Consider the following 26,400-nt stretch of genomic DNA (forward strand, 5'->3'; position numbering starts at 1 on the left):
CAATGAAAATTGCAGATCAATTTCATGATGAGTTATGTAGACTGGCCGCCATTAATTTTGAGGCACACGTACTACATGGCTGAATTCGAAACCACTTTTGCAGATCTGGGCCTGAAGGCTCCTATCCTTGAAGCCCTTAACGATCTGGGTTACGAAAAACCATCTCCAATCCAGGCAGAGTGCATTCCGCATCTGCTGGGCGGTCGCGATGTTCTGGGCATGGCCCAGACCGGTAGCGGCAAAACGGCAGCGTTCTCTTTACCGCTGCTCAACAATCTTGATCCTGAGCTGAAGGCACCTCAGATTCTGGTGCTGGCACCGACCCGCGAGCTGGCGGTTCAGGTAGCCGAAGCCATGACGGATTTCTCTAAACACATGCGCGGCGTGAACGTGGTTGCCCTGTACGGCGGCCAGCGTTATGACGTGCAGTTACGCGCCCTGCGTCAAGGGCCGCAGATCGTCGTCGGTACGCCGGGTCGTCTGCTTGATCACTTAAAACGCGGTACCCTGGATCTGTCTCGTCTGAGCGGTCTGGTACTGGACGAAGCCGATGAAATGCTGCGTATGGGCTTCATCGAAGACGTTGAAACCATCATGGCGCAGATCCCGGAAGGTCATCAGACCGCTCTGTTCTCTGCCACCATGCCGGAAGCGATTCGTCGCATTACCCGACGCTTCATGAAAGAGCCGCAGGAAGTGCGCATTCAGTCCAGCGTCACGACTCGTCCGGACATCAGCCAGAGCTACTGGACTGTCTGGGGCATGCGTAAAAACGAAGCGCTGGTGCGTTTCCTGGAAGCGGAAGATTTTGATGCGGCGATTATCTTCGTTCGTACCAAAAACGCGACTCTGGAAGTGGCTGAAGCGCTGGAGCGTAGCGGCTATAACAGCGCCGCGCTGAACGGCGACATGAACCAGGCGCTGCGTGAGCAGACCCTGGAACGTCTGAAAGACGGTCGTCTGGATATCCTGATTGCAACCGACGTTGCGGCCCGTGGCCTGGACGTTGAGCGTATCAGCCTGGTCGTAAACTACGATATCCCAATGGATTCCGAGTCTTACGTTCACCGTATCGGTCGTACCGGTCGTGCGGGTCGTGCAGGCCGTGCGCTGCTGTTCGTTGAGAACCGCGAGCGTCGTCTGCTGCGTAACATTGAACGCACGATGAAGCTGACCATTCCGGAAGTTGAACTGCCGAACGCAGAACTGCTGGGCAAACGTCGTCTGGAAAAATTTGCGGCTAAAGTACAGCAGCAGCTGGAAAGCAGCGATCTGGATCAGTACCGTGCGCTGCTGGCGAAACTGCAGCCGACGGCGGAAGACGAAGAGCTGGATATCGAAACCCTGGCTGCCGCTCTGCTGAAGATGGCGCAGGGCGAACGTCCGCTGATTCTGCCGCCAGATGCGCCGATGCGTCCGAAGCGTGAGTTCCGCGACCGTGACGATCGTGGTCCGCGTGACCGCAACGATCGTGGCCCGCGTGGCGACCGTGAAGACCGTCCGCGTCGTGAACGTCGTGACGTTGGCGATATGCAGCTGTACCGCATTGAAGTGGGCCGTGATGATGGTGTTGAAGTTCGTCATATCGTTGGCGCGATTGCAAACGAAGGCGACATCAGCAGCCGTTACATTGGTAACATCAAGCTGTTCGCTTCGCACTCCACCATCGAACTGCCGAAAGGCATGCCGGGTGAAGTACTGCAGCACTTTACGCGCACTCGCATCCTGAACAAGCCGATGAACATGCAGCTGCTGGGCGATGCACAGCCGCACACTGAACGTCGTGGCGGTGGTCGCAGCTTCGGTGGCGAGCGTCGTGAAGGCGGTCGTGGCGAAGGTCGCGGTTTCGGCGGTGAACGTCGTGAAGGCGGTCGTGGTGATGGTCGTCGTTTCAGTGGTGAACGTCGCGAAGGTAGCCGTGCCCCACGTCGTGAAGAAGGTTCCAGCCGTCGTCGTGACGCGTAAAACTTCTTGCTTACTGATGTAAAGTAATAGATACAGCCCCGGTAAAATTATCGGGGCTTTTTTTATTTCATTTGTACTATTGTACTGGTACAGTGCAGCACATTAAAATGCGGCCACAACATTATTCGCTGGAGAAATCGCTAAATGGCAACACTAACCACCACCCAGACATCACCTTCGCTGCTCGGCGGCGTGGTGATCATCGGCGGCACTATTATCGGCGCAGGGATGTTCTCTCTGCCGGTGGTCATGTCCGGTGCGTGGTTTTTCTGGTCAATGGCGGCGCTGGTCTTTACCTGGTTCTGCATGCTGCATTCCGGTTTGATGATCCTCGAAGCAAACCTCAACTATCGTATTGGTTCAAGCTTCGACACCATCACCAAAGATCTGCTGGGCAAAGGCTGGAACGTGGTCAACGGTATTTCTATTGCCTTCGTGCTCTATATCCTGACCTACGCTTATATTTCCGCGAGCGGTTCTATTTTGCACCATACCTTCAGTGAAATGTCGCTGAATGTGCCTGCGCGTGCGGCAGGGTTTGGCTTTGCCCTGCTGGTGGCGTTTGTAGTGTGGTTGAGTACCAAAGCGGTGAGCCGCATGACGGCGATCGTGCTGGGTGCAAAGGTCATTACTTTCTTCCTGACTTTCGGCAGTCTGCTCGGGCACGTCACGCCGACAACGCTGTTTAACGTCGCGGAAAGTCACGCCTCTTATACGCCGTACCTGTTGATGACGCTGCCGTTCTGTCTGGCTTCGTTTGGCTACCACGGTAACGTCCCAAGCCTGATGAAATACTACGGCAAAGACCCGCGCACCATTGTGAAGTGCCTGGTGTACGGCACGCTGCTGGCGCTGGTGCTGTACAGCGTCTGGTTGCTGGGGACGATGGGAAACATTCCACGTCCTGAGTTTATCGGTATCGCGCAGAAGGGCGGCAATATTGATGTGTTGGTGCAGGCGCTAAGCGGGGTGCTGAACAGTCGCAGTCTGGACCTGTTGCTGGTGGTGTTCTCCAACTTTGCGGTGGCGAGTTCATTCCTCGGCGTTACGTTGGGACTGTTTGACTATCTGGCGGATCTGTTTGGTTTTGACGATTCGGCGCTGGGGCGCTTCAAAACGGCGCTGCTTACCTTTGTTCCGCCGATTGTCGGTGGGTTGTTGTGGCCGAACGGATTCCTGTATGCCATTGGCTACGCAGGACTGGCGGCGACCATCTGGGCCGCGATTGTGCCGGCGCTGCTGGCTCGCAAGTCACGTCAGCGCTTTGGCAGCCCGAAATTCCGTGTCTGGGGTGGTAAGCCGATGATTGTCCTGATTCTGTTTTTCGGTGTCGGTAACGCGCTGGTACACATCCTGTCGAGCTTTAATTTATTGCCTGTGTATCAGTAACCAAAATGCCCGGTGGCGCTACGCTTACCGGGCCTACAGGAATTGAGTAGGCCGGATAAGGCAAAGCCGCTATCCGGCAAAAAACTACCCCACCAACTCCTCTTTCACATCCATTGCCAGATCAAACGAGTGCAGACGCGCCTGATGATCAAAAATCTGCCCGTTAACCATGATCTCGTCCGCCTGGGTTTCACGCAGAATTGACTCCAGTCCGTGGCGTACTTTCGTTTTATCGCCCACCAGCGACATGCTCAGCGCCTGCTGTACACCGTACTGCTCTGACGGCGACCAGAACTGATCCATATTTTGAATCGGCGCCGGGAGTTGGCCCGTTTCACCACGCCGCAACTTGACGAACGCCTGCTGCATCGAGGTGAACAGATATTCCGCATCACGGTTGCTGTCGGCGGCAATGATGTTGATGCACACCATGGCATACGGTTTTTCCAGCCGTGCTGATGGCCGGAACTGCGTGCGGTACAGATGCAGCGCCTGGAACAGCATATCCGGTGCGAAGTGGGAGGCAAAAGCGAACGGCAGGCCAAGCTGTGCGGCTAACTGTGCGCTGTAGAGGCTGGAGCCTAACAGCCAGACCGGGATCTTCTCGCCGTAGCCAGGCACCGGGCGTACCTGCGGATTGGGATCGCGCGCGTCAAACCAGTCCACCAGCTCAGCGACGTCACGAGGGAAGTTATCGATATCGCCGCCCATATGACGACGCAGGGCTCGCATTGTCGGCTGGTCGCTGCCCGGCGCGCGTCCTAAGCCGAGATCAATGCGTCCCGGATAGAGCGTATTCAACGTACCGAACTGCTCGGCGATCACCAGCGGTGAGTGATTGGGAAGCATGACGCCGCCGGAACCGAGGTGCAACGTGCGGGTGTTGGCGGCCAGATAGCCGATCAGCACTGAAGTTGCGGCACTGGCGATACCGGTCATATTGTGGTGTTCCGCCAGCCAGTAGCGATGGTAGCCCCGTTTTTCCGCGAGACGGGCAAGATCCAGCGAGTGCGAGAACGCCTCTTTTGCTGAGGATCCGTCAGGAATCGGCGCCAGATCCAGCACCGAGAAAGGAATGGTTTTGTCAGTCATAACGGCTCACTTTGTCATCGGCATATTTTTTAATAGTGCATTAAAAAATGATAACCGTAGTTAACAAAGTGAGCTTTATAAAACGCGTGGCGGACAGAAAATACCTGATGATCAGGCCTGGAGTTGGCCGGATAAGGCAGTTATGCCGCCATCCGGCAGAGAGGCATCAGGCCTGCAATTCCAGACCGGCCAGGCGTTTCCAGTAACCGTTACAGTCACTGTGTGCTTCAAGGGCCAGAGGCGATGCGCCATTTTCATTGGCGCGGAAGGCGTCGAGCATAGCGAATGTTTCGGTTCCCAGCGGTGACAGACGCACGATATCCACCAGGCCCTGCATTGACGTCAGTTCGTTACCCAGATTGTAGATATAGCCGCTCATGGTCTGAATGCCATTGAGGACGAACACCTGTTGATTTTCCTGAGAGAGCACGTCGCGGCCATTCGGGTACTTGATGCAGCAGGTTTCGCATTCATCTTTCGGCCGGTCTTCCGAGCGAGCGGTAAAGCAGCGAGCGGAGTAAGCCAGCGGCAGATGCCCGTAGCTCAGGACTTCCACTTCAAACTGCTGGCGAATCCCCAGTTCATCACACTGATTGAGCAGGTTCATCAGCCAGTCGCGGGACAGTTCTACCGGCATACACCAGCGCACCATCCCGTGTTTGAGCAGCAGGCGCAGCGTGACCGCGTTGTAGCAGTTCAGCGCGTGTCCGGCGACAAACGGGAGTTTGCGGTCGGCGCACATATTCACCACGCCAAGATCGCTGGCCTCCAGCAAAAAGTCGCCGTTTTCGACATAGCGCTTCAGCTCATTCAGCTCAGAAGAGGCTTGCACCAGCGCCAGCGTTGAAAGCACCACCTGCTTGCCGCTACCGGCGAGCGACTTCGCCATATCCAGCCAGTCGCCGACTTTCGTGGCGCGGCGTTTGCTGCACACCGCTTCGCCGAGATAGATAACATCCGCGCTGCTGGCGGCGGCCTGCTGATAGAAGTCTTCCAGCGTCTCTTTCGGCCAGTAGTAAAGCACCGGCCCTAAGGAATATTTCATTGCTTTTCTCACTGCCATTTACGGTGATACGCGCCAAGCGTCGTCTGAGTGCCTTCGGACATCGCGCCGAGCGTCTCCATCCAGGCTGCCTGCGGCGCGTAGTTTTGCGGGTCGGCCATGCAGCGGTCGATCGCCTGGCGCCACACTTTCGCGACCTGGCTGACATAGGCCGGGCTGCGTTGACGGCCTTCGATTTTCACCGAGGCAATATTCGCCGCCAGCAGTTCCGGCAGCAGTTCCAGCGTGTTCAGGCTGGTTGGTTCTTCCAGTACGTGGTAACGCTCGCCATCAACCAGATAACGACCTTTACACAGCGTCGGATAACCGGCGTTTTCCCCGTCCTGATAGCGGTCGATCAACACTTCATTCAGACGAGATTCCAGCCCCTGCGGCGTCTGCTGCCAGCGCACAAAGCGGGCAGGGGAGCAGGCGCCTACCGTATTGGGAGATTCACCGGTCAACCAGGACGAGAGGTAACAGCGACCTTCCGCCATAATGCATAGACTGCCGAAAGCAAAAACTTCCAGCGGTACGGGCGTCACGCGGGCAAGCTGTTTCACCTGATGAATCGAGAGCACGCGTGGCAGGACGACGCGGGCAACATCAAAATTGCGGTGATAAAAGTTGATCGCTTCTTCATTCGTTGCCGAAGCCTGAACAGAGACATGGCGCTCAATATGCGGATAACGAACTGCGGCATACTCAAGCATCGCGAGATCGGCAAGGATCAGCGCATCCGCGCCCAGTTGCGCGGCCATATCCACCGCGTGCTGCCAGCGGGCATAACCGTCCGGATGCGCAAAGGTGTTAATGGCGATGTGCAATTTGCGGCGGTGTTGATGGACAAAACTCACCGCTTCCTGCAATTTCTTCTCGGTAAAGTTAAGGCCGGCGAAGTGGCGGGCGTTGGTATCATCTTTAAGCCCGATATAAACAGCATCAGCGCCGTTTTCGATGGCCGCCTTAAGCGCCGGGAGATTTCCGGCAGGGCAGAGCAGCTCCATAATTTATCCTGAAGATTGCGCCGCCTGGGACGCATAATTGTTAACGAACAAGGATTTTAGTTAACCTTGCTGCGACAATTTTTGATTTAAGGCAGTTAAAGTCGTATTGATATCAGTAATAAAGAGGTAGAGATTTCGTACGCAATTGTTGATTTACGCCGCTATGTCGTTTATCTGATATGGCAAAATAGCAGGATAATTGAAACAGGGAGTAAAGCTCGTGTTAGATAAGCTGCGTTCACGCTTAGTACATTTCGGTCCGTCTCTGATGAGTGTGCCAGTTAAACTGACGCCCTTTGCACTGCAACGTCAGGTTCTGGAACAGGTCCTGAGCTGGCAGTTTCGCCAGGCCCTGGCAGACGGTGAACTGGAATTCCTGGAAGGCCGTTGGTTAAGCATTACGGTTCGCGATATCGGCCTGAAGTGGTATACCTCGGTCGAGAATGACAAACTGATCGTCAGCGAGGATGCGCAAGCCGACGTGAGTTTTAGCGCTGATGCCAGCGATCTGTTGATGATCGCCGCGCGTAAGCAGGATCCGGATACGCTCTTCTTCCAGCGCCGCCTGGTGATCGAAGGGGATACGGAGTTAGGGTTGTATGTGAAGAACCTGATGGATGCCATTGAGCTGGAGCAGATGCCCAAAGCGTTGCGCGTTATGCTGCTGCAACTGGCGGATTTTGTTGAGGCGGGCATGAAATACTCGCCAGAAACCAAACAAACATCGGTAGGTGAACCATGCTGATTCGAGTAGAAATTCCCATTGACGCCCCCGGCATTGATGCCCTGCTGCGTCGTTCATTCGAAAGCGATGCGGAAGCGAAACTGGTTCACGATCTACGTGAAGATGGTTTTCTGACGCTCGGTCTGGTCGCCACCGACGATGAAGGTCAGGTGGTGGGGTACGTGGCATTCAGCCCCGTCGACGTGCAGGGTGAAGATCTGCAGTGGGTCGGTATGGCGCCGCTGGCCGTCGATGAAAACTACCGTGGGCAAGGTCTGGCGCGCCAGCTGGTCTATGAAGGACTGGATTCGCTCAACGAATTTGGCTATGCCGCCGTGGTCACCCTGGGCGATCCGGCACTGTACAGTCGCTTTGGTTTTGAACTGGCCGCCCATTACGATCTGCATTGCCGCTGGCCGGGCACCGAAAGCGCGTTTCAGGTACACCGTTTAGCGGAAGACGCGCTAAGCGGCGTTACGGGACTGGTCGAGTATCACGATCACTTTAATCGTTTTTAAGCGCCGGGGTTTGCAGGTCATTCAGTAACGCTGCAAACCCTTCGCCTTCTGCAACCAGCCGTTCTTTTTGCTGCTTGGTGAGTCTTTTGACCCGGTATTCTGCGCGTAACGCCAGTGAACGATCGCCAACCGGTGCGGAAAATGCCAGCGTCAGCTCCCCTTTCCCCCGTAGCGCCTTCGCGCCTTTACCCCGTTGATGCTGCTGGTAGCGACGCGCCACGTCGGTCGTGATCCCGGTGTACAGGGCATTGTCGGCGGTACGGATCAGATAAAGATACCAGGGTGTCATCGTGGCCTTCGGCGTGTTACGTTTCTGGCATCCAGTATAAAAGAGAACCGAGATGGAAACACTCACTGCGATCAGTCGTTGGCTGGCGAAACAACACGTTGTGACCTGGTGCGTGCATCATGAAGGCGAACTGTGGTGTGCAAATGCGTTTTATCTCTTCGACGCCAAAAAGGTCGTTTTTTATCTGCTGACGGAAGAGAAAACGCGGCATGCGCAGATGTCAGGCCCGCAGGCCCCCGTAGCGGGAACGGTAAACGGTCAACCCAAAACGGTCGCATTGATTCGCGGCGTGCAGTTTAAAGGCGAGATTCGTCAACTGACAGGAGATGAAAGCGACGCCGCGCGACAGGCCTATCTCCGCCGCTTCCCGGTCGCCAGAATGCTGTCCGCGCCAGTATGGGAAATCCGCCTGGATGAACTCAAGTTTACCGACAACACCCTGGGCTTTGGTAAAAAGTTGGTTTGGTTACGTCAGTCAGGTACCGAGGATACGTAATGCTTCGCGATTGAACGCCGGCAGATCGTCAGGGGTACGACTGGTTACCAGTTGGTCTTTATCAACCACTACTTCCTGATCGTAAAATTCCGCACCCGCGTTTTTCACATCGATAATGATCGGTTTCACCGCTGTGAGTTTACGACCACGAATGACATCGGCGCTGATCAGTAGCTGTGGCCCGTGGCAGATGGCGAAGACCGGTTTACCGGTGTTCACGAAATCACGCGTAAAGGTGACGAAGCGATCATCACCTCTCAGGTAATCCGGTGAGTGACCGCCAGGTAACAGCAGGGCATCAAAATCAGCAGGCCGGACCTCATCAATCGCTTTATCAATGGTGACGCTGGCCTCGCCCTTTTTGCCTTTCACCGTTTTACCCGCCTGTTTTTCAATCGTAATGACCTCATGCCCGGCCTGGCGAAATTCTGCCGCGGGTGAGGTGAATTCTGAATCCTCAAACTCGTCAGTGATCAAAACGGCAATCTTCTTACTCATGCGTCCTCCGCGATATTGGCATTGGATAAGGCAATTTTTCCATGATGATGGATAATTACACTGTGACTAATAAGCCTGGTCGATGAGACTGAGGGCGCAAGGCGGACTATTCTGGAAAGGGGTGAGGATGAGTCAGGTACTGATTACCGGGGCGACCGGGTTGGTTGGCGGACATTTACTGCGGATGCTGCTTAATGAACCGAAGATCCATTCCATTGCCGCGCCGACGCGACGCCCGCTGGCGGATATGCCTGGCGTCCATAATCCCTACGATCCGCAACTGACCGATGCGCTGGCGCAGGTCACCGATCCTGTCGATATTGTTTTTTGCTGCCTGGGCACGACCCGCCGGGAAGCCGGCAGTAAAGAGGCGTTTATCCATGCCGACTATACGCTGGTGGTCGACACCGCGTTGACCGGCCGCCGTCTGGGCGCACAGCATATGCTGGTGGTGAGCGCGATGGGGGCCAACGCCCATTCGCCGTTTTTCTACAACCGTGTAAAAGGTGAGATGGAAGAGGCGCTAATCGCGCAAGATTGGCCAAGGCTGACGATTGCACGTCCATCGATGCTGCTCGGCGACCGGACCCGACAGCGGTTCACTGAAACCCTTTTTTCGCCGTTGTTTCGGCTACTACCGGGCAACTGGAAGTCAATTGACGCGCGGGACGTGGCGCGCGCGATGCTGGCAGAAGCGCTGGCGCCTGAACACGACGGCGTGACGATCCTGACCTCGTCTCAACTGCGGGAAAGAGCCGCCTGACGCGTGAATCGTAGGCCAGACAAGGCATACGGAAAATATAACGTTTCCAAACATTTCCCAAAGGCGTAGTATTCCCCGGCTTATTACTCTCATACTCCCTGGGGAATGCTATGGCTGGTCAGTCTTCATCTCAGGCGGCAACACCGTTTCAATGGTGGAAACCCGCTCTTTTCTTTCTCGTCGTCATCGTCGGTCTCTGGTATGTGAAATGGCAGCCTTATTACGGGAAAGCCTTCACCGCCGCAGAAACTCACAGCATCGGTAAATCTATTCTGGCGCAGGCTGATGCGAACCCCTGGCAGGCGGCCTGGGACTATGCAATGGTCTATTTCATTGCGGTCTGGAAGGCAGCGGTATTGGGGGTGATCCTCGGCTCGCTGATTCAGGTTCTGATCCCGCGTGACTGGCTGTTACGTACGCTCGGGCAAGCGCGTTTTCGCGGCACGCTGTTCGGGACGCTTTTCTCCCTGCCCGGCATGATGTGCACCTGCTGTGCCGCACCGGTGGCGGCGGGGATGCGTCGCCAACAGGTTTCGATGGGCGGGGCACTGGCTTTCTGGATGGGGAATCCGTTATTAAATCCGGCGACGCTGGTGTTTATGGGCTTTGTCCTCGGCTGGCATTTCGCGGCGATCCGTCTGGTCGCCGGACTGGCGATGGTGCTGGTAGTGGCGACGCTGGTACAAAAATGGGTGAAAGAGCCTCCGCAGACTGCGTTGCCGGTGGAAATCACGCAACCAGACGCACAGAATGGGTTCTTTGTTCGCTGGGGCCGCGCGCTATGGACGCTGTTCTGGAGCACTATTCCGGTCTACATTCTGGCGGTGCTGGTACTGGGTGCTGCGCGCGTCTGGTTGTTCCCGCATGCGGATGGGGCGATCGATAACAGTCTGCTGTGGGTGATTGCGCTGGCGGTAGCCGGTTGTCTGTTTGTGATCCCGACCGCAGCAGAAATCCCGATTGTGCAGACCATGATGCTGGCAGGGATGGGGACTGCGCCTGCGCTTGCACTGTTGATGACATTACCCGCCATCAGCCTGCCGTCGCTGATCATGCTACGTAAAGCGTTCCCGGCAAAAGCGCTGTGGTTAACGGCGGTGCTGGTGGTTATCGCTGGCGTGATAGTGGGGAGTCTTGCGCTGATATAAAAAAGGTATGCCGGGGGCGCTTTGCTGATACATTCTGTAGGCCGGATAAGGCGTTTACGCCGTCATCCGGCACACAAGGACTTACTTAATAAACGTAAACGCGGTGGTCACGCGCTTCACGCCGCTGACCCGGCTGGCGATATCCGCAGCCGCTTTTGCTTCACGTTCGGTCACCAGGCCTAACAGGAACACTTCACCGTTTTCGGTTGTCACCTTCACGTTGGAAGATTTAACCTGGTCGCTGGTCAGTAACTGAGAGCGTACTTTGGTGGTGATCCAGGTGTCGTTCGAGGCGGTGCCCATGCCAATCGGCTCACCCTGACGGATCTCGTTATAGACTTCGGTGGTACCATCGACGCCCATTGCAATCTGTTTGGCGCGTGAGGAGAGCTCGCTATTCGGCGACTGGCCGACCAGCAACACTTTACCCTGATAAGCCGTCACGTTAATTCGCGTTTCTTTCTTGATCTGCGCATCTTTCGACAGCGCACTGTTGACGCGCACTTCCAGGGTTCCATCGTCCACCTGAGTGCCTACACTACGTGGGTCTGTTGCTGCTTTGGTACCAACGGCGGCTGTACCGACAACAGCGGCGGCCACACAACCTTGCAACAGCAGAGCAGAAATAAGGACTGCGATTGGCGATAAAGCCTTCATGTGTACTCCTTAATCATCCTGGTGGGGGAAAAGCGTGTTATCGATCAGATCGCACAGGCAGTTTACCGTCAGCATATGCATTTCCTGAATGCGCGCGCTGTGATGCGAAGGGATGCGGATCTCAACATCCTGTGGCCCTAACAGTCCAGCCAGTTCACCCCCGTCATACCCGGTCAATGCCACAATCGTCATGTCTCGTGTGACCGCTGCTTCCACGGCCTTCACGATATCGCGGCTGTTACCGCGCGTCGAGATGGCCAGTAAGACATCACCCGCATGACCCAACGCCCGAACCTGTTTTGCATACACTTCGTCATGCAGACGGTCGTTGGCAATCGCTGTTAAGACCACATTATCCGTATTTAGTGCAATCGCAGGTAAACTGGGACGTTCTGTTTCAAAACGGTTGATCATGCTGGCAGCAAAATGCTGTGCGTTGGCAGCGGATGTCCCATTACCACAACAGAGAATTTTGTTGCCATTGAGCAGTGAATGAACCAGCGTCATGGCGGCACGAGAGATAGCATCCGGGAGGGCTTCTGCTGCGGCAATTTGAGTTTGAATGCTTTCGGTAAAGCAGACTTTAATTCTGTCTAACACGCTAATCCTTAAGAGCTAACTCATTAGGTTATTTTATTTGCCATTTCAGACCTGGGCAGTGCTCACACTCCTCACGTACGACCAGTACGCTCCGGCGGTTCCGCGCTGTCCGTGTCCAGGCTGACTGCAACAATATACGCCCAATGGGTCTGCTCTGAATCTTCAATTATGAGCAGTCAGTAAACGCATTCCTGAACCACTCAACATCATTTCCGGTGAAGGCTAACACATCGAACCGGCAATCCACAGTATCAAAACTCCCATTGTGGCGCGCGAGCCACAAGCGGGCAGCCTGTAATAATTTGCGTTGCTTGCTGCGCGTCACACTGGCAGCGGCGCCACCGAACGCCGTAGAGCGTCGGTAGCGAACCTCAATAAAGACGGTTGTTTTGCCATCACGCATAATCAGGTCGATCTCGCCGCCGCGTTCATGCACGTTGGCGGCGATGAAATGCAGTCCCTTGCGCTCCAGCCAGCGACGCGCAGTGGTTTCCCACGCGTCACCGGCCTGTTTACTCGTTAACTGGCGGGGACAATCTGCCCTTGCTGGTACTGGAGCCATGATAACTTCCTGTTAATCACACAATCCTGACTGGCGGTCAGCGCGCCGGTATTCCCATTAATTTCGAAGCCCTGTACCTGACGCATCTGGGAGAAATGGTTTGCCAGCGACCAGGCGTCCACGCCCATCGCATACATGCGCGCCAGCGAGTAGTCGTTATTCACAGCGCCGAGCGCCTGCTGCATCAGCGACGGGTTTGCGCCCGCCAGCATCGGGATCTCGCTGTACTGCAGGCCATCCATTTCCAGACGGAAGTCCGGACCGGCATTTCCCTGTGCGCTGCGCGAACTGGCGTACAGCGTTGCACCGCTCTGGCTACCGTTGCGCATGGCGATCATCGGCTTGATGAAGGCGATCTCATTGGGCGTTGCCAGAATATACACAGCGTCCACACGCCCACCGTTACCGCTGATTTGCGCATCCGTTGGCGGCGCCGGAATGGTTAAATTGCCAATGGTGACGCCAGGTTGAGACGGCGTGCTCGCGGCAACCGGGCTACCGGTTAAGGCAATGCCGGAACCGCCGTTAACGCCCATACGCAGTTCCGCGGTTGAGCCAAATTTCTGCTGCAACACCGTACCGCCACCCAGTCTTTGCCACTCCTGAGCAAAGGCGTTAGCAACACGATCGCCAAGCGCGCTACGCGGGATCAGCAACAGCGGCGACTGTTTACCCTGTTCACGGATATGGCGCGCCGCATCACGCGCTTCATCTTCCGGTGAGAGGGCGAAGTAGCAGATGTTTGCCCGGCTCTGTACCGATTCCGGCTGGTTAAGCGCCAGTACGTTCAACGGGGTGTTGCTTTTGATCAGTTCGTCGACGTTGTTTTTCAACAGCGGGCCGACCACGATGCTTGCGCCATCCTGCTGAACCTGCGTCAGGATCTGGTCGAGCGGTTGGGCGCTGGTGTCATAAATTTTCAGTTCAGCGGATGGATTTGCCGCCGCGCTTGCGGTGGCTGGTTGCGCCGGCGTTGCCTGCGGTGCGCTGACCGGCGCGGACTGTTCAGCCTGCTCGTCGTGGGTCAAATCGCTCACCGACGCCTGGGCAGGACTGGCGACGCCATCGGTCGGCTGCGGCTGCGGGTCTGCCGGCGTTGGGGCAGCGACCGGAGCCGGTTGCGCGGCGGGCTGCACGTCAACAGGTTGCGTACCGAGATTCTTGGCCGCTTCAAAGCCCTGTTGGATCGTGCGACCAAATACGGCAGCCTGACCGTTCAGCGGCAGCAGCAAGGCAATTTTGCTGGTTGAGGCGGGTTTAAAGCTCTGCACATTGACCAGTTGAGTGGGCAGCAGTTTTGCTCCCGGGTTTTGCGGATAGCGTTTTTGCCAGTCGGCAATACCGGCTTTCATCATGTCCGGATCGCTGCGGTTATCAAACCAGACGCGTTGCAGATCCAGCCAGCCCTGCAGCACGTTTTCATCGGCATTGATCACCAGCGCCTGGGCCTGTTCCTGCGTCATGGCAGACAGTGCTTGCCAGGTGGCGTCCATGTTTTTCTGTTTATCTTTCTCGCTGAGCAGCGGCTCCTGAGCTATCAGGGCACGCAGTAGCGCGAGTGACGGGCGACCCTGGCTGGCGTCAATCTGCGCCTGCCAGTAGCGAGCCTGTTGATGTTGCTCAAAATCAGACGGGGTGAGCTTATCCAGCAGCGCCTGCGCGCCGGCAAAATCTTTCTGTGCCAGTTTGATCTCAACGGCTAACAGCGATTGTTCCCGACGCTGGGTATCATTCAGATCCTGCGGCAACTGATTAAACAGGTCGATAGCCTGCTGGCTTTTGCCTTCTTTCAGCAGTGCACGAATGGCGAGTAATTGCCAGTTGGTCTTGCTATCATTTGCGCTTTGCTGCATCTGTTGCAGATAAAAGCCGGAATCAGCTTGCGCTGTGCCCTGCATATGGGCAGTGCTCTGATCGGGCGCCTGGGTGCCACAGCCGGCGAAAATCAGGGCTGCCAGAACGATGGGCAGACAGCGCGCGGCTTTTAAACGAGAGAATGTTAAGGGTACCATACTGTATCCAGTGATATTTTTTATACGCAATGCTCAATATTAAATCGGCAATACGGACGACACAATGACACAACACGAATCGGCGGAGAATTCTCGCGGCCAACTCTTTATTGTACCTACTCCAATCGGGAATTTGTCTGATATTACCCAACGAGCCCTCGAAGTGTTACAAGCCGTTGATTTAATTGCCGCGGAAGATACTCGTCATACCGGATTATTATTGCAGCATTTCGCGATTAATGCCCGATTGTTCGCCCTGCACGATCATAACGAGCAGCAAAAAGCGGAAACGCTGGTGGCGAAGCTGAAAGAGGGGCAGAACATCGCGTTGGTTTCCGATGCCGGAACGCCGCTGATCAACGATCCGGGGTACCACCTCGTGCGTACCTGTCGTGAGCAGGGCATCCGTGTCGTGCCGTTGCCGGGGCCCTGTGCGGCGATAGCTGCATTAAGCGCGGCGGGGTTGCCGTCCGATCGCTTCTGCTATGAAGGTTTTTTACCGGCGAAATCAAAAGGACGCCGTGACGCGCTGAAAGCTATCGAAACCGAGCCGCGTACGCTGATTTTCTATGAATCCACCCATCGCCTGTTAGACAGTCTGGAAGATATGGTCGCGGTGTGGGGCGAATCCCGTTATGTAGTGCTGGCGCGCGAGCTGACCAAAACCTGGGAGACGATCCACGGCGCACCGGTGGGTGAACTGCTGGCGTGGGTTAAAGAGGATGAAAACCGGCGTAAAGGCGAGATGGTGCTGATTGTAGAGGGGCACAAGGCGCAGGAAGATGAACTGCCCGCCGATGCCCTGCGCACCCTTGCGTTGTTACAGGCCGAGTTGCCGTTGAAGAAAGCCGCGGCGCTGGCGGCTGAAATCCACGGCGTGAAAAAGAATGCCCTGTACAAATATGCGCTGGAGCAGCAGGGGGAGTAAATTCAACAGACACGCTGCAACGTTGCAGCGTGTCTGTTGAGGTGAGTTGTTACCGATCAGAATATCGCGAGCCATCCAATAAGAATGTCGTATTGTCATGCAGCCATAAAAACGAGGCCGGAATCGCCGTTGTCACGGTAGCGGTCAGGTATTTTTCGACAGCGGCCTGCTTGCCTTCCCCGGCAACCAGCAGCAAAATTTCTTTTGCGTTGAGGATCTCCTTCAGGCCCAGCGTGATACCGTGCGTCACCGGACGACCGGCCGTTTTCAGCATGTCGTGATGGCGCGTTTGGTCATCAAGCCTGCTGATATGGCAACACGGCTCCAGCGCGGTTCCCGGCTCGTTCAGCCCCAGATGACCATTTTTGCCGATGCCCAGTACGCATAAATCGAGACCGCCCCGACAGGCAATCAAATCCGTCACGCGTTCGCACTCCGCTTCGTCGATATTTTCCGACTGAAAACCGATCAACTGTTCCGGGCGCAGGCCAAGCGGTTGCACGATGTGCTGTTGCAGGAACGATTCGCAGGTACCCGGCGTGTGTAAGGGAATTCCCAGCCACTCATCGAGCTTCACGAAGGTCACGTTCCGGATATCAATGTGATGCTGCTGTATTTTCTCGACAAAGAAACGATAGGTCAGTTCAGGTGTGGCACCGGTCGCCAGGCAAATCGTCGCGTCAGGTTTGTCCTGTATGACCTGAATCAACCGTTCGCTGGCGCGATCGCTGAGCGCATCGTAGTGGTCGCAGTACTGTATGCATTGCATTTGTCAGTCATCCTTTTGACGAGGGGCGCACGTACCGTCGCGCCCCGTTCGGTTTACAAAATGCCGAGTGCGGAAGAGACGATAGAAAGCACAAAAGTGACGCCGATTAACAGGACCGGATGCGCTTTTTTCACCCGCAGCAGGTAGTACATCAGCAGCGTGTAGCCCATCGGTAAAATGTTCGGGAAGACCTTGTCAAAGAAATCCTTTTGTAGTGCCACATTGTGCGTGCTGTCGATGGCAAAAGAGGTCACGACATCGATATGGACGTAAGAGGCGATCAGACCGCCAATCACCGTGATCCCGAGGATCGTCGCTGAACGGGCGATCATCTGCGAGTTTTCCCTCACCTTATCAATGGCTTTTACCCCGACCGAATAGCCAACGTGAGTCCAGCCGACGCGCAGGAAAAAGATCATCAGATAGACGGCGAAAAACAGAATCGGCCCCAGCAAATTGCCCTGGCTGGCGAAAGAGGAGCAGATCCCCGCCATGATCGGCAGTAAGGTGAACCAGAAAATAGCATCGCCAATCCCGGCGATGGGGCCAAACAGCGCCACTTTCAGACCTTTAATGGTGTCGCGGTTCTCTCCTTTCTCTTCCATGGAGATCAGTAACCCCATCAGAAAACCGACGAGGTTGGGGTGAGTATTGATAAATTCCAGATGATCTTTCATGGCCGCACTCAGCCCCGGCTTATCATCTTTATAGATTTTTTTCAGAATCGGCAGCATCGCCCAGGTAAAGCCGCCCGCCTGCATCCTTTCATAGTTAAAGCTCGCCTGAAGAAGGGAAGAGCGGAAGCCAAGACGGGTAATGTCTTTTTTACTGATTTCAGATCCCATTGCTGTAATCCTCTTCATCATCATTTTTACGGGCGACAGGCTGGGGTTGCGCCTGCTGTTTAGCTTTAGCATTGAAAAATTCGTACACGGCGAAGCCCGCGCCGAGGACGGCGACCGGGAGCAGGTTGTTGACCTGGATGTAGCAGACAAAGAGGAAGCCGGCGATCAGGTAAGGAATGTACTGCGCTTTGAACATCACGCGCAGCAACAGACCAAAACCAACGGCAGGCAGAATACCGCCCGCAACTTCAAAACCATGAGTAAGCCAGGCGGGCATGGCTTTCACCAGTGCCTGCATGGCGCCCTGCGCCAGATAGGTACACAGAAACGCGATAATGGCGTAAGAGCAGGCGACAATCAGCGTCGTCAGCCAGTTCAGACGGGCAAATGCGCGGGTGTTGGCTTCTTTCGCGCAGTTGTCGGCCCTGGACATAAACAGGGAGAAGGCGGAATAGAAGAACAGAATCACGTATTGCATCAGCAGGCTGAACGGCAGGCCAAGGCCGATGGCGGTTTTGGCGTCCACGCCGGTAGACCAGGCGATCACCGTGGTCATCAGTCCCGCCATGATGGGGTTTGGCGGTTGTACACCGCCGGCAGGCGTCAAACCAGCAAAAGCCAGTTCGGTCAGACCGCCGGTGATCAAACCAATATGAATGTCGCCAAGAATGGCACCAGTGAGCGTACAGACAATAATTGGTCTGAATAAAAACAGGGCTTCCAGCCAAAAATCGATTCCCAGAAAGAAGACTAATGCCGCGAGGGATATCCCTTGTAAAAGCGTTATTTCATGCATTTTGAACACCTCATGTAAATAAGTCCCTTTAATATGAAAACATTGGCTTGTTATTTACTCCGGGATCGCTTCTTTTTGATCGCCAGGGACATCCTGAATAAAAATGTTTACGCCATGTTTCTTAATGAACTGCAGGTCCTGAAGATCCTGCTCATTGACATAAACTTTGCTGCTGATTTGCTTTTTGCCTTCCGAGAAGTGCATATTGCCGACGTTCACGTCGTTGAGCGTGATACCGCCTTCGAGCAGCTTTCTGACCGTCTGCGGGGTGCGACAAATCAGGAATATCTTCTGATGCGGCGCGGCCTTACCGATGACATTGATGGTTTTTTCTATAGAGAAGAAGCGGATACCGAAACCGTAGGTTTCTGCAGTGATGCCCATTAATTTCTGCTGAATCTCATCCTGAGCGACATCATCATCCACGACGACCAGCAGATTGGCGCCGATTGTTGATGTCCAGGTGACACCCACCTGACCATGCACCAGTCGGTTATCAATACGCGTTAACAGGATATTTGGACTGCCCATACTTAAATCCTCACCATAAAATAATTGAATGACCGAGTTTGTTGAAATATATTATTCTTACCGTATCGCATTCATTAATTAATTCAGCGTGATGTAATCTCGTTATTCTCCTCCGCTATTTGGCCAGAAAGCGCTACCTGATATTAATCAGATAACGCTTCTGAATATCGTGTTGAAATGGTTTTAGGCTAAATCGTGATCAACCACTAATCTGTTGGCCGAACCGCAAACCGTGATTTTACTTCTCACCACTTCTTTCATTGCATCCATACCGACACGCATGTAGTAGCGCGGATCGTTGCCCTGTGGGTTGTCGGCAAACCACGCTTTCACGGCGTCGGCAAAGGCAATTTTCAGTTCAGTGGCGACGTTAACCTTACAGACGCCCAGTTCTATCGTGCGGCGGACATACTCGTCAGGCACATCGCTCGCGCCATGTAGCACCAGCGGAATATCCACCACTTCACGAATTTCAGCCAGACGCTGGAAATCGATTTTCGGTTTTTTGGTGTAAAGGCCGTGCGCGGTACCGATGGCGACGGCAAGGCTGTCGACGCCGGTCAGCTCAACAAAGCGTCTGGCCTCTTGCGGATCGGTCAGAAAGGCGCTTTCTGCGTCAACGCTCATATCATCTTCGACGCCACCCAGTCGCCCCAGCTCCGCTTCGACGCTGCAATCGCGGGCGTGGCAGAAATCCACCACCGATTTCACCAGCTTCACGTTTTCTTCAAACGGGAAATGGCTACCGTCGATCATGGCGCTGCGCACTCCGGCGTTCACTTTATGGCGAATGTCGTCCAGCGATTCATGATGATCGAGATGCAGCGCCAGCGGCATGCCGTAAGTGGTGGAGTAGGCGGTGCACAGTGCGTAAAGCTCTTCCAGCGCGATATGTTTAAAGGTGCCTGGCGTACCGGCGAGGATCACCGGCGATTGCATTTCGCTACACACTTCGAGGATCGCCTGGATCGTCTCGGCATTATGGATGTTGAAGGCCGGTACGGCGTAGCCTTTTGCCTGGGCATCCTGCAAGAGATACTTCGTGGAAATGATGCTCATGATCGGATCCTCTTAAGCCTGCCACGGGTGAATAACGACGCCCTGTACCACGCGGTTGACCGTACCGCTGCGGGACGGGGTATCCGGCGTATTACCGACAGTAATGGACTGGGTGAGCGCAAAGACCTGGGCATACATCAGGTAGCAGAACGCCAGTTCGGTATCGATGAAATGACGCGCAGGCGGCAGCAAAATATGCGGGCCAGCTTCGATAAGGGAATCGCTTTCGGCTGCAATGGCAACAACGCGCATGGCCTGATCATCGCGACGCAGCTCCGCCAGCAGATCGAGATCGTACTGTCGGGTGTAAGGGTGGCTGGAGATATACACCACGATCAGCGTTTCGTTATCCACCAGTGATTTCGGACCGTGACGGAAGCCGGTTGGCGAATCGTAAAACGCCGCCAGCTTACCGGCGGTCAGTTCCAGCACTTTCAGGGCTGATTCACGCGCCGCACCCTGCAATCCGCCGCTGCCGAGGTAGACGATCCGTTTCCAACTTTCATTGCCAAACACGCCGTGGCTGAAATCCCCCAGTGAAGACAGGATCGTCTGGCAGCGATCCGCGACATCGCGGAAGGTCTGGCTGTTGAAGAGTTTCGGTGCGAACACCGCCAGGCAACTGGCCATCATGGTGGTAATACTGCTGGTCATCGCAAAACCGCGATCGTGCGTTTCTGCCGGCATCAGCAAAGCAAAGGCGTTATCGCTTGCCACCGCGTTCTGGTACAGGCTGCCCGCTTCATTGCAGGTGATCGAAAGGTGATAGCACTCAGGGACGAACTGGTTTGCCAGTTCCACTGCGGCCACGCTTTCCGGGCTGTTGCCGGAACGGGCAAATGAGACCAGCAGCAGCGGATGCGCCGGATTCAGATAATCCATCGGATTGGTGACCAGATCGGTGGTCGGTACTGCGCTGATGTTTTGCCCCGTGTGGCTGGCAAGCCAGGGAGAGATGATCTCGCCAATGAATGCCGAGGTACCCGCTCCGGTCAGAACGATCCGCAGATCGTCTTTGCGCAGTAGTGGCGCGAGAAAGTTGTCGATCGCGGTACGAATCGCGTCAATGTTCGTCAGCGATCGGATCCAACTGGCAGGCTGCTGGCGGATCTCTTCTTCAGTCCAGGTTCCGGTTGTTGCCGCTGCAGGGGTATAGGTTTCTGGCATAACGTAAGTCCTTAGTCTTGTGAATTCCACATCAGACGCTGGCAAAATGTCGCTATCTTTCGTTTCGTTTCACTTGTTCACATGATCGATTGATTAAAATCTATAGGAAAGAAATCGAAAGTTCAATGATGCAAAATGAAATAAAACGAAAAGTGTGATCGATTGTACGGAGAGCGTTTTTATCTTATTGATCTGTAATAATTCTCTCTGAACGTCCTGGGGTGAGGGTTTTCTTAAGCGAAAGGAAAAGAAAGGCCTTACGATTCATGATCGAAGGCCAGGGAGAAAAAAAAGGGTCAAAGGGGGAGGAGCTGACCCTGAATCCAGATCTGTTGTAAATGCAGTCCGCCGTCGAGGGCGATCATGCTGGCGCGTTTGCCCACGGCTAACGATCCTAAGTGGCTGTCGATCCCCAGCAGCCGCGCCGGATGGAGCGAGGCCATATGGATCGCATCCTCAGGGGCGATGCCTGTCAGTTCAACCATATTGCGCACTGCCGCATCCACCGACAACGTACTGCCCGCCAGGCCACCCGATGCGGTTCGCACAATTCCGTCGTGCATTTCGACTTTTTCACCACACAGCGTGTAGTTTCCGTCGGGCATACCGGCGGCCTGCATCGCATCAGTGATCAGTACCAGCCTCTCTTTGGCACAGCAGCAACAGAGCTTCATGGCGGCCGGATGGACGTGGTGTCCGTCGGCGATGAGCTCCAGCCACGCGCGTGGATCGGTGAGTCCCGCGCCGACCATTCCAGGCTCCCGGTGATGGAGTCCGGTCATGCCGTTGTAGCAGTGCACAAGTCCGTTCGCGCCTGCGTCAAAGGCGGCCTGGGTTTGCGCCCAGGTCGCTGCGCTATGCCCCAGCATCACCCGCAAACCCTGCTGCCTGAGATGGCGAATCGCCTGCAATGCGCCCGGTTTTTCCGGTGCCAGCGCCACCACCCGCAGGGTCTGTCGTGAAATGGCGATCAGCTCATCCAGTTCCGTGAGGTCCAGTTCCCGAAACAGTTCCGGGGGATGGGCGCCTTTATTCTGCGGCGTGAAGTACGGCCCTTCCAGATAACTTCCGAGCACCTGGGCGCCAGGCCCGCCGGAATAACAACGTTGAGCGATGCGCTCCAGCGCGTGGTGAATCGTCTTCAGCGGCGCGGTGACGGTGGTGGGGAGCCAACTGGCAACCCCTTCACGCGCTTTGTGCATCGCCAGCTTGTCGAGTGCGTCCGGTTCATCGTCCATCACATCGACCCCCGCGCCGCCGTGGACGTGAGTATCGATATAGGCAGGACACAGTAGCTCGGCGTCGCGCACGGTGATACCCGCAGCAATCGGCTCGATGGCCGTGATGACGCCTTCTTCAACGCGCAACTGATGATCGTCCAGCCAGCCCTGCTCGGTGAGCAGGCGTCTGGCGCGCAAAACCTGCGTCATATCCCTTCCTCGATGGGGTGCTCCTCGCGGCAACGCCCCAGCTCGTCAACCAGGCTGGTCAGGCCGCGATGCCCGCACTCCAGCGCCTGCACACGAAATGCTTCGCTGCTGAGTCCTTCGCGATCCAGCACCATCTCCAGCAGCAGTTGCAGGTTAGTGCCGGTGATCACTTCCCGGCCAGGTTTCAACATCGCCAGCGTAGAGGCGACGCGAAACGGTGTGCCGCCGAGCAGGTCGGTCAGGAAAACGATATCTTCCTCGCCGTCCAGTTGTTCAATCGCCTGCTCAAGCTGCGAGGTGAGCAGCGCAGTGGTGGAGGTTTCCGGAAAGTCGATGGCGATAAACTGCGACTGCTCGCCGAGGATCTGTTTCATCGCTTTTTCCATACCGCTGGCAAACCCACCGTGCCCCGTCAAAATAATACCTAACATCGAAGACCTCTTTGCTTTACAGGAAGTGACAGAACTTGCCGACGACGCCCAGTACCACGGTGATACCGATAAGGCGCAGCGGACTCCAGCCGCGACGGACTAACCAGAACATCGTCAGGGTATAGACCAGCGGTAAAAAAGCGGGCATCAGTTTGTCGATCACGTCTGCCTGGAGCTTAACGACCGCATCCCCCGCCTTGATTTCGAGCGTGGTATTCAGACGCACATAGGTCGCCACAAGTGCGCCAATGACCGTCATCCCGACGATAGACGCCGCGTGGCCCACTTTCTTCGTATTGGCCTTGATGAGCGGAATGGCGGCGACCCCCATACGATAAGCATAGTGCGCCAGGCCAAAACGCAGACCCAGATGGACCACGTTAAACAGCACAATAAAGACCACCGCGCCGAGGATCGAACCCTGCAAAGCCAGACTGGCCCCGATGCCGCCGCAAATCGGCAACAGCGTTAGCCAGAACATTGCATCGCCAATCCCGCCGAGCGGTGCGCCAACGGCAATTTTGGTGCTCTGAATACTGTTAACGTCCTGCTTTGAGCGCTCCATCGCCAGAATGATGCCAATGACAAACGTCACCAGGAAGGGGTGGGTATTGAAGAAACCCATGTGGCCTTTCATGGCGCGCGCCAGGTCGCGTTTATTGGTGTGGATCTTTTTCAGCGCAGGCAGCAGCCCGTAAAGCCAACCGGAAGCCTGCATACGTTCATAGTTAAATGACGCCTGCAATAGCATGGAACGCCAGGCGACCCGGTTGATATCTTTTTTGGTCAACTCTGCGCCAATGCTCTGATCTTCATAGATGTTTTCGTTTACGCCGGAAAGCAGCGTTTCTTCGCTGTCGGAAACAGTCGGAAGAGTTTGTTGATTAGATGCCATCTTCGAATTCCTCTTTCTGGGCCGCTGGTTGGGTCGGTTCTGGAGATTTACGCAGCAGGTCGATCAGCGCCATAGCCAGTGCCGCGGCGGCGATCGCCAGTACCGGCAGCTTGAGCCAGGCGGCTCCCACGAAACCGATGATAAAGTAAGGGATATAGACGTTTTTCATCATGATTTTCAGCAGTACGGCAAAGCCGATGGCTGGCATGATGCCGCCTGCGACGCCGAGACCGTCAATCAGACGTTCCGGCAGAACATCAATGGCCGTTTTCGCGTGCTCTGCGCCGAAGTAAATCGGCAGGAATGCACACAGAAAATAGAAGATCCCCAGTGCCAGTAACGCCAGATAGTTGACTCGTTCAATACCGGCGGTGTCGGCATTCGCCGCCATGCGGTCGCAGCGGGACATCACCCCAGACATCACGGAGAACAGGAACGTAATCCCCATTTGCACCGCCACGGCAAACGGCACGGCGACGCCCACGGCGACATCCGGTTTCACCCCTGTTGTAATGGCGAACGTCGTACCCACGATGGTGCCGATGATGACGTTTGGTGGTTGCGCGCCTGCCAGCGGTGCGAGTCCCATCCACACCAGTTCCAGCGTACCGCCGGTTAAAATACCGGTATGCAGATCGCCCAGAATCAGGCCGACCAGCGGCCCAAGCACCACCGGGCGGTGCATGTGTGTTAATCCGTTGAACATATCCAGGCCGGCAATAAAGGCGAGGATACCTAATGCAAAAGCCTGTAACAGACTAATTTCCATGGTGAAGGCCTCAGATGAGTTTAAAGAGATCCTGCGCGGGTTCTGTCGGAACGCCCTGAACAAAGCATTCCACCCCGGCGGCTTTCAGGCCGTTAAACGCCGTAATATCGGTCGAGTCGACAGAGACCGTTTTTGCAATCTGCTGCTTGCCATTGGCGTAGTGCATATTTCCGACGTTGATGCGTGTAACAGGAACCCCACCTTCGACCAGCCTGAGGAAATCGGTGGGGGATTTGCAGACCAGCAAAATTTTCTGCCGGTCGGCGGCGCGGTGAATGTTGTCGATCACTTTTTGCAGCGACCAGAAACGCACGGCGATCCCTTCCGCCAGCACCATCTCCATCAGGTTCTGTTGCACAGTGTCTTCCGCCACTTCATCGTTGGCGACCAGGACCAGATTTGCCCCCGCAAATCCGACCCACTGTACCCCGACCTGACCATGAATGAGCCTTTCGTCGATACGGCTGAGTACAATATTTGGCATAGCGTGTTCCTCTTTTTTGTTATCCGTTTTGGGACGTTACGCCCTGGCAGGCGGCATGGTACTGCTGCAGTATGTCCTGAATATGGTTGATGATGAGTTCTCGCGGTGTGGCATTGAGATCTCCCTCGCGCACTTTCACGTACTGCAAAGGTAAATACTGGCTAATGAGCGGCAGGGGAATCGGTTCATCCGCCAGATTACGCACCAGTCGTTCAAACGCCTCATCAATCTGGCTGTCCGGCCAGTAGTAACGAACACGATCGGAATAGCTGTAGCCGCGCGCCAGGCGACGGGTATTGCCATCGCCGTGGTAGTGACTCTGCCAGTATTCCGGACGATCGAGCATGACGCTCTCAAGGACATGACGCAGGTCGGAACAGGCTTTTGCCGGGAGCAACTCTTCTTCAATGGCGGCCAGCGAGAACAGCGCTTCGCGCAGGGCGAAGGTCAGGGCCGGACCGACTTTCAGGATGGCAAAGTGATCTTTCACTAACTGGCGCAGCGACTGCGGCGTCTGGTAGTCCGTGGAGTGCGCCTCAAAAACCAGCGTGTCATACGCTTCCACCATCTTGCTTAACGCGACGGCTTTCTGTGGCTGATAATCAATGATGTGGGTATGGTCGAACTCAACGCCAGGTTGTACCACCAGCGCGATAATGCGTGGCCAGATGGCATCGAGTCCCTGTTTTTCAAAGGCGTGACGATGGGCTTCCAGCGTCGCACGTGCGGCCTCGGGCGTGGTTACCGCCAGTTCGGTCAGCGTCTCATGGGCTCCGCCCGGTACTGGCACTTCAGTGCCAATCACATAAACCAGATCCGACTCACCAAAATGATCAATGCAGGTCTCTTCGGCGATCTTCGCCAGACGCGCGGCACGTTCCGCGACGATGGCATCGGTCAATGGCACGGGATCGCCCTGGCAGGACATGCTGCAATCAAGGTGGATTTTTTTGAATCCGGCGGCGACATAGCTTCTGATCAGTTCGTCGGCATTGGCCATTGCCGGTTCTGCGGCCAGATTTTGCCAACGGTTTGGACCGAGGTGGTCGCCCCCCAGAATCAGCTGCTCCTGTGGGAAATCAAGTGAGTCGGCCAATTGGCAGACAAAATGGCGAAAATCGGCTGGGGTCATGCCCGTGTAACCGCCAAACTGGTCAACCTGATTTGAGGTTGCTTCAATCAGCAGCGGCGAGTGATTTGCCTGCGCGTAGCGTATTGCGGATTCCAGCACCAGCGGATGCGCGGAACAAACGGCGTAAATTCCGTTTGTCTTACCTCGTTTATGCTGTTCCACCATATCAGTCAGATGTTTCACTTTCCTCTCCAGGTCAGATAACTGCGACATGTAATCTTTCGTTTTGTTTCACTTGATACTGCATCATGGTCTTATAAAAATAAAACGAAAGATAATAGTTTTCCGATCTGTTTCACAAAAGAAACATAATGAAAGCATTCAGCCGGGTTTTTCACCCCTCTGGTCGGCTTTTTTCGGCTTGCATTCCGATAAAAGAAAGGCGTTAATAGGCGAAACGAA

30 protein-coding genes are annotated in these 26,400 nt (G+C 55.3%); 9 read left to right on the top strand and 21 right to left on the bottom strand.

What is annotated here, in order from left to right:
- Positions 1-2: 2 nt before the first annotated feature.
- From yrbN to mtr, 3 genes are all read left to right on the top strand, one after another.
- The gene (gene yrbN / locus AL479_RS23820) at positions 3-83 is read left to right on the top strand and encodes a protein YrbN (protein WP_010723222.1); all 81 of its coding nucleotides are present in this window, start codon (positions 3-5) and stop codon (positions 81-83) included.
- Positions 76-1,965: an ATP-dependent RNA helicase DeaD gene (deaD, locus tag AL479_RS11895; RefSeq protein WP_061076190.1), complete on the top strand. Its 1,890-nt coding sequence runs from the start codon at positions 76-78 to the stop codon at positions 1,963-1,965. Before yrbN ends, deaD begins: the two co-directional genes overlap by 8 nt.
- Positions 1,966-2,109: 144 nt before the next feature.
- The gene (gene mtr, locus AL479_RS11900) at positions 2,110-3,354 is read left to right on the top strand and encodes a tryptophan permease (protein ID WP_061076191.1); all 1,245 of its coding nucleotides are present in this window, start codon (positions 2,110-2,112) and stop codon (positions 3,352-3,354) included.
- An 84-nt stretch (positions 3,355-3,438) separates the two neighbouring features.
- On the opposite strand, the gene AL479_RS11905 is transcribed toward mtr, so the two are convergent.
- The 3 genes from AL479_RS11905 to ubiU all read right to left on the bottom strand — a co-directional run bounded on the left by AL479_RS11905 (position 3,439) and on the right by ubiU (position 6,495).
- Complete coding sequence (locus AL479_RS11905; RefSeq protein WP_044255915.1) at positions 3,439-4,446, bottom strand: luciferase-like monooxygenase; 1,008 nt, start codon at positions 4,444-4,446, stop codon at positions 3,439-3,441.
- Positions 4,447-4,612: 166 nt separating this feature from the next.
- On the bottom strand, positions 4,613-5,491 hold the full coding sequence (locus tag AL479_RS11910; RefSeq protein WP_061076192.1) for a U32 family peptidase: 879 nt from the start codon (positions 5,489-5,491) through the stop codon (positions 4,613-4,615).
- An 8-nt stretch (positions 5,492-5,499) separates the two neighbouring features.
- Positions 5,500-6,495, bottom strand: a complete 996-nt coding sequence (ubiU, locus tag AL479_RS11915; protein ID WP_061076193.1) for a ubiquinone anaerobic biosynthesis protein UbiU — start codon at positions 6,493-6,495, stop codon at positions 5,500-5,502.
- Positions 6,496-6,715: 220 nt separating this feature from the next.
- Here ubiU and ubiT point away from each other — a divergent pair, with 220 nt between their 5' ends.
- On the top strand, positions 6,716-7,240 hold the full coding sequence (ubiT, locus tag AL479_RS11920) for a ubiquinone anaerobic biosynthesis accessory factor UbiT (RefSeq protein WP_042325135.1): 525 nt from the start codon (positions 6,716-6,718) through the stop codon (positions 7,238-7,240).
- Positions 7,234-7,737, top strand: coding sequence for a GNAT family N-acetyltransferase (locus AL479_RS11925; RefSeq protein ID WP_061076194.1), 504 nt, complete (start codon positions 7,234-7,236; stop codon positions 7,735-7,737). Before ubiT ends, AL479_RS11925 begins: the two co-directional genes overlap by 7 nt.
- Here the strand turns inward: AL479_RS11925 and AL479_RS11930 are convergent.
- Positions 7,724-8,026: a GIY-YIG nuclease family protein gene (locus tag AL479_RS11930; RefSeq protein WP_061076195.1), complete on the bottom strand. Its 303-nt coding sequence runs from the start codon at positions 8,024-8,026 to the stop codon at positions 7,724-7,726. The two genes, AL479_RS11925 and AL479_RS11930, sit on opposite strands and share 14 nt — an antisense overlap.
- A 52-nt stretch (positions 8,027-8,078) precedes the next feature.
- Between AL479_RS11930 and AL479_RS11935 the strand changes: the two genes are divergently transcribed.
- Entirely contained in the window at positions 8,079-8,522 is a 444-nt protein-coding gene (locus AL479_RS11935) for a YhbP family protein (RefSeq protein ID WP_061076196.1), read from the top strand.
- Here AL479_RS11935 and yhbO read toward each other — a convergent pair.
- A complete protein-coding gene (gene yhbO, locus AL479_RS11940; protein ID WP_061076197.1) occupies positions 8,502-9,020 on the bottom strand; it encodes a protein/nucleic acid deglycase in 519 nt (172 codons plus the stop codon). The genes AL479_RS11935 and yhbO overlap by 21 nt on opposite strands.
- 127 nt (positions 9,021-9,147) lie before the next feature.
- On the opposite strand from yhbO, the gene AL479_RS11945 reads away from it, so the two are divergent.
- Together AL479_RS11945 and AL479_RS11950 are read left to right on the top strand one after the other, a co-directional pair.
- Positions 9,148-9,783: an NAD(P)H-binding protein gene (locus tag AL479_RS11945; protein ID WP_061076198.1), complete on the top strand. Its 636-nt coding sequence runs from the start codon at positions 9,148-9,150 to the stop codon at positions 9,781-9,783.
- Positions 9,784-9,893: 110 nt separating this feature from the next.
- Positions 9,894-10,931, top strand: coding sequence for a permease (locus AL479_RS11950; protein WP_061076199.1), 1,038 nt, complete (start codon positions 9,894-9,896; stop codon positions 10,929-10,931).
- A gap of 81 nt (positions 10,932-11,012) precedes the next feature.
- On the opposite strand, the gene dolP is transcribed toward AL479_RS11950, so the two are convergent.
- The 4 genes from dolP to AL479_RS11970 form a co-directional block, all read right to left on the bottom strand.
- Complete coding sequence (gene dolP / locus AL479_RS11955; RefSeq protein ID WP_061076200.1) at positions 11,013-11,588, bottom strand: division/outer membrane stress-associated lipid-binding lipoprotein; 576 nt, start codon at positions 11,586-11,588, stop codon at positions 11,013-11,015.
- 9 nt (positions 11,589-11,597) lie between these two features.
- A complete protein-coding gene (diaA, locus tag AL479_RS11960; RefSeq protein ID WP_023246631.1) occupies positions 11,598-12,188 on the bottom strand; it encodes a DnaA initiator-associating protein DiaA in 591 nt (196 codons plus the stop codon).
- A 166-nt stretch (positions 12,189-12,354) separates the two neighbouring features.
- Positions 12,355-12,750 (bottom strand): YraN family protein, encoded by a 396-nt coding sequence (locus AL479_RS11965; protein WP_061076201.1) that lies wholly within the window; start codon positions 12,748-12,750, stop codon positions 12,355-12,357.
- The gene (locus tag AL479_RS11970; protein ID WP_061076202.1) at positions 12,708-14,762 is read right to left on the bottom strand and encodes a penicillin-binding protein activator; all 2,055 of its coding nucleotides are present in this window, start codon (positions 14,760-14,762) and stop codon (positions 12,708-12,710) included. Before AL479_RS11970 ends, AL479_RS11965 begins: the two co-directional genes overlap by 43 nt.
- Positions 14,763-14,826: 64 nt before the next feature.
- On the opposite strand from AL479_RS11970, the gene rsmI reads away from it, so the two are divergent.
- Positions 14,827-15,690, top strand: a complete 864-nt coding sequence (gene rsmI / locus AL479_RS11975; protein ID WP_061076203.1) for a 16S rRNA (cytidine(1402)-2'-O)-methyltransferase — start codon at positions 14,827-14,829, stop codon at positions 15,688-15,690.
- 49 nt (positions 15,691-15,739) lie between these two features.
- Here the strand turns inward: rsmI and AL479_RS11980 are convergent, their stop codons facing one another.
- The 12 genes from AL479_RS11980 to kbaZ all read right to left on the bottom strand — a co-directional run bounded on the left by AL479_RS11980 (position 15,740) and on the right by kbaZ (position 26,163).
- Positions 15,740-16,459, bottom strand: a complete 720-nt coding sequence (locus tag AL479_RS11980; RefSeq protein ID WP_061076204.1) for a galactosamine-6-phosphate isomerase — start codon at positions 16,457-16,459, stop codon at positions 15,740-15,742.
- A gap of 53 nt (positions 16,460-16,512) precedes the next feature.
- Positions 16,513-17,304, bottom strand: a complete 792-nt coding sequence (gene agaD, locus AL479_RS11985) for a PTS galactosamine transporter subunit IID (RefSeq protein ID WP_042325161.1) — start codon at positions 17,302-17,304, stop codon at positions 16,513-16,515.
- Positions 17,294-18,100 (bottom strand): PTS galactosamine transporter subunit IIC, encoded by an 807-nt coding sequence (agaC, locus tag AL479_RS11990; RefSeq protein ID WP_046487635.1) that lies wholly within the window; start codon positions 18,098-18,100, stop codon positions 17,294-17,296. The genes agaD and agaC overlap by 11 nt, the downstream gene beginning before the upstream one ends.
- 54 nt (positions 18,101-18,154) lie before the next feature.
- Positions 18,155-18,631, bottom strand: coding sequence for a PTS galactosamine transporter subunit IIB (gene agaB, locus AL479_RS11995; protein WP_046487632.1), 477 nt, complete (start codon positions 18,629-18,631; stop codon positions 18,155-18,157).
- A gap of 183 nt (positions 18,632-18,814) precedes the next feature.
- Positions 18,815-19,690, bottom strand: coding sequence for a tagatose-bisphosphate aldolase subunit KbaY (gene kbaY, locus AL479_RS12000; RefSeq protein ID WP_061076205.1), 876 nt, complete (start codon positions 19,688-19,690; stop codon positions 18,815-18,817).
- A gap of 12 nt (positions 19,691-19,702) precedes the next feature.
- Positions 19,703-20,857: an AgaS family sugar isomerase gene (locus AL479_RS12005; RefSeq protein ID WP_061076206.1), complete on the bottom strand. Its 1,155-nt coding sequence runs from the start codon at positions 20,855-20,857 to the stop codon at positions 19,703-19,705.
- Positions 20,858-21,153: 296 nt separating this feature from the next.
- Positions 21,154-22,287 (bottom strand): N-acetylglucosamine-6-phosphate deacetylase, encoded by a 1,134-nt coding sequence (nagA, locus tag AL479_RS12010; protein ID WP_061076207.1) that lies wholly within the window; start codon positions 22,285-22,287, stop codon positions 21,154-21,156.
- Positions 22,284-22,718 (bottom strand): PTS galactosamine/N-acetylgalactosamine transporter subunit IIA, encoded by a 435-nt coding sequence (agaF, locus tag AL479_RS12015; RefSeq protein WP_042325173.1) that lies wholly within the window; start codon positions 22,716-22,718, stop codon positions 22,284-22,286. The genes nagA and agaF overlap by 4 nt, the downstream gene beginning before the upstream one ends.
- A 16-nt stretch (positions 22,719-22,734) precedes the next feature.
- A complete protein-coding gene (gene agaE / locus AL479_RS12020; protein WP_061076208.1) occupies positions 22,735-23,613 on the bottom strand; it encodes a PTS N-acetylgalactosamine transporter subunit IID in 879 nt (292 codons plus the stop codon).
- On the bottom strand, positions 23,603-24,382 hold the full coding sequence (gene agaW, locus AL479_RS12025; protein ID WP_061076209.1) for a PTS N-acetylgalactosamine transporter subunit IIC: 780 nt from the start codon (positions 24,380-24,382) through the stop codon (positions 23,603-23,605). Before agaW ends, agaE begins: the two co-directional genes overlap by 11 nt.
- A 10-nt stretch (positions 24,383-24,392) precedes the next feature.
- Positions 24,393-24,866, bottom strand: coding sequence for a PTS N-acetylgalactosamine transporter subunit IIB (agaV, locus tag AL479_RS12030; protein ID WP_061076210.1), 474 nt, complete (start codon positions 24,864-24,866; stop codon positions 24,393-24,395).
- 19 nt (positions 24,867-24,885) lie between these two features.
- Positions 24,886-26,163, bottom strand: a complete 1,278-nt coding sequence (kbaZ, locus tag AL479_RS12035; RefSeq protein WP_233628630.1) for a tagatose-bisphosphate aldolase subunit KbaZ — start codon at positions 26,161-26,163, stop codon at positions 24,886-24,888.
- Positions 26,164-26,400: the final 237 nt, after the last annotated feature.

This window comes from Citrobacter amalonaticus (assembly GCF_001559075.2).
GTDB classification, from domain to species: Bacteria; Pseudomonadota; Gammaproteobacteria; order Enterobacterales; family Enterobacteriaceae; genus Citrobacter_A; species Citrobacter_A amalonaticus_F.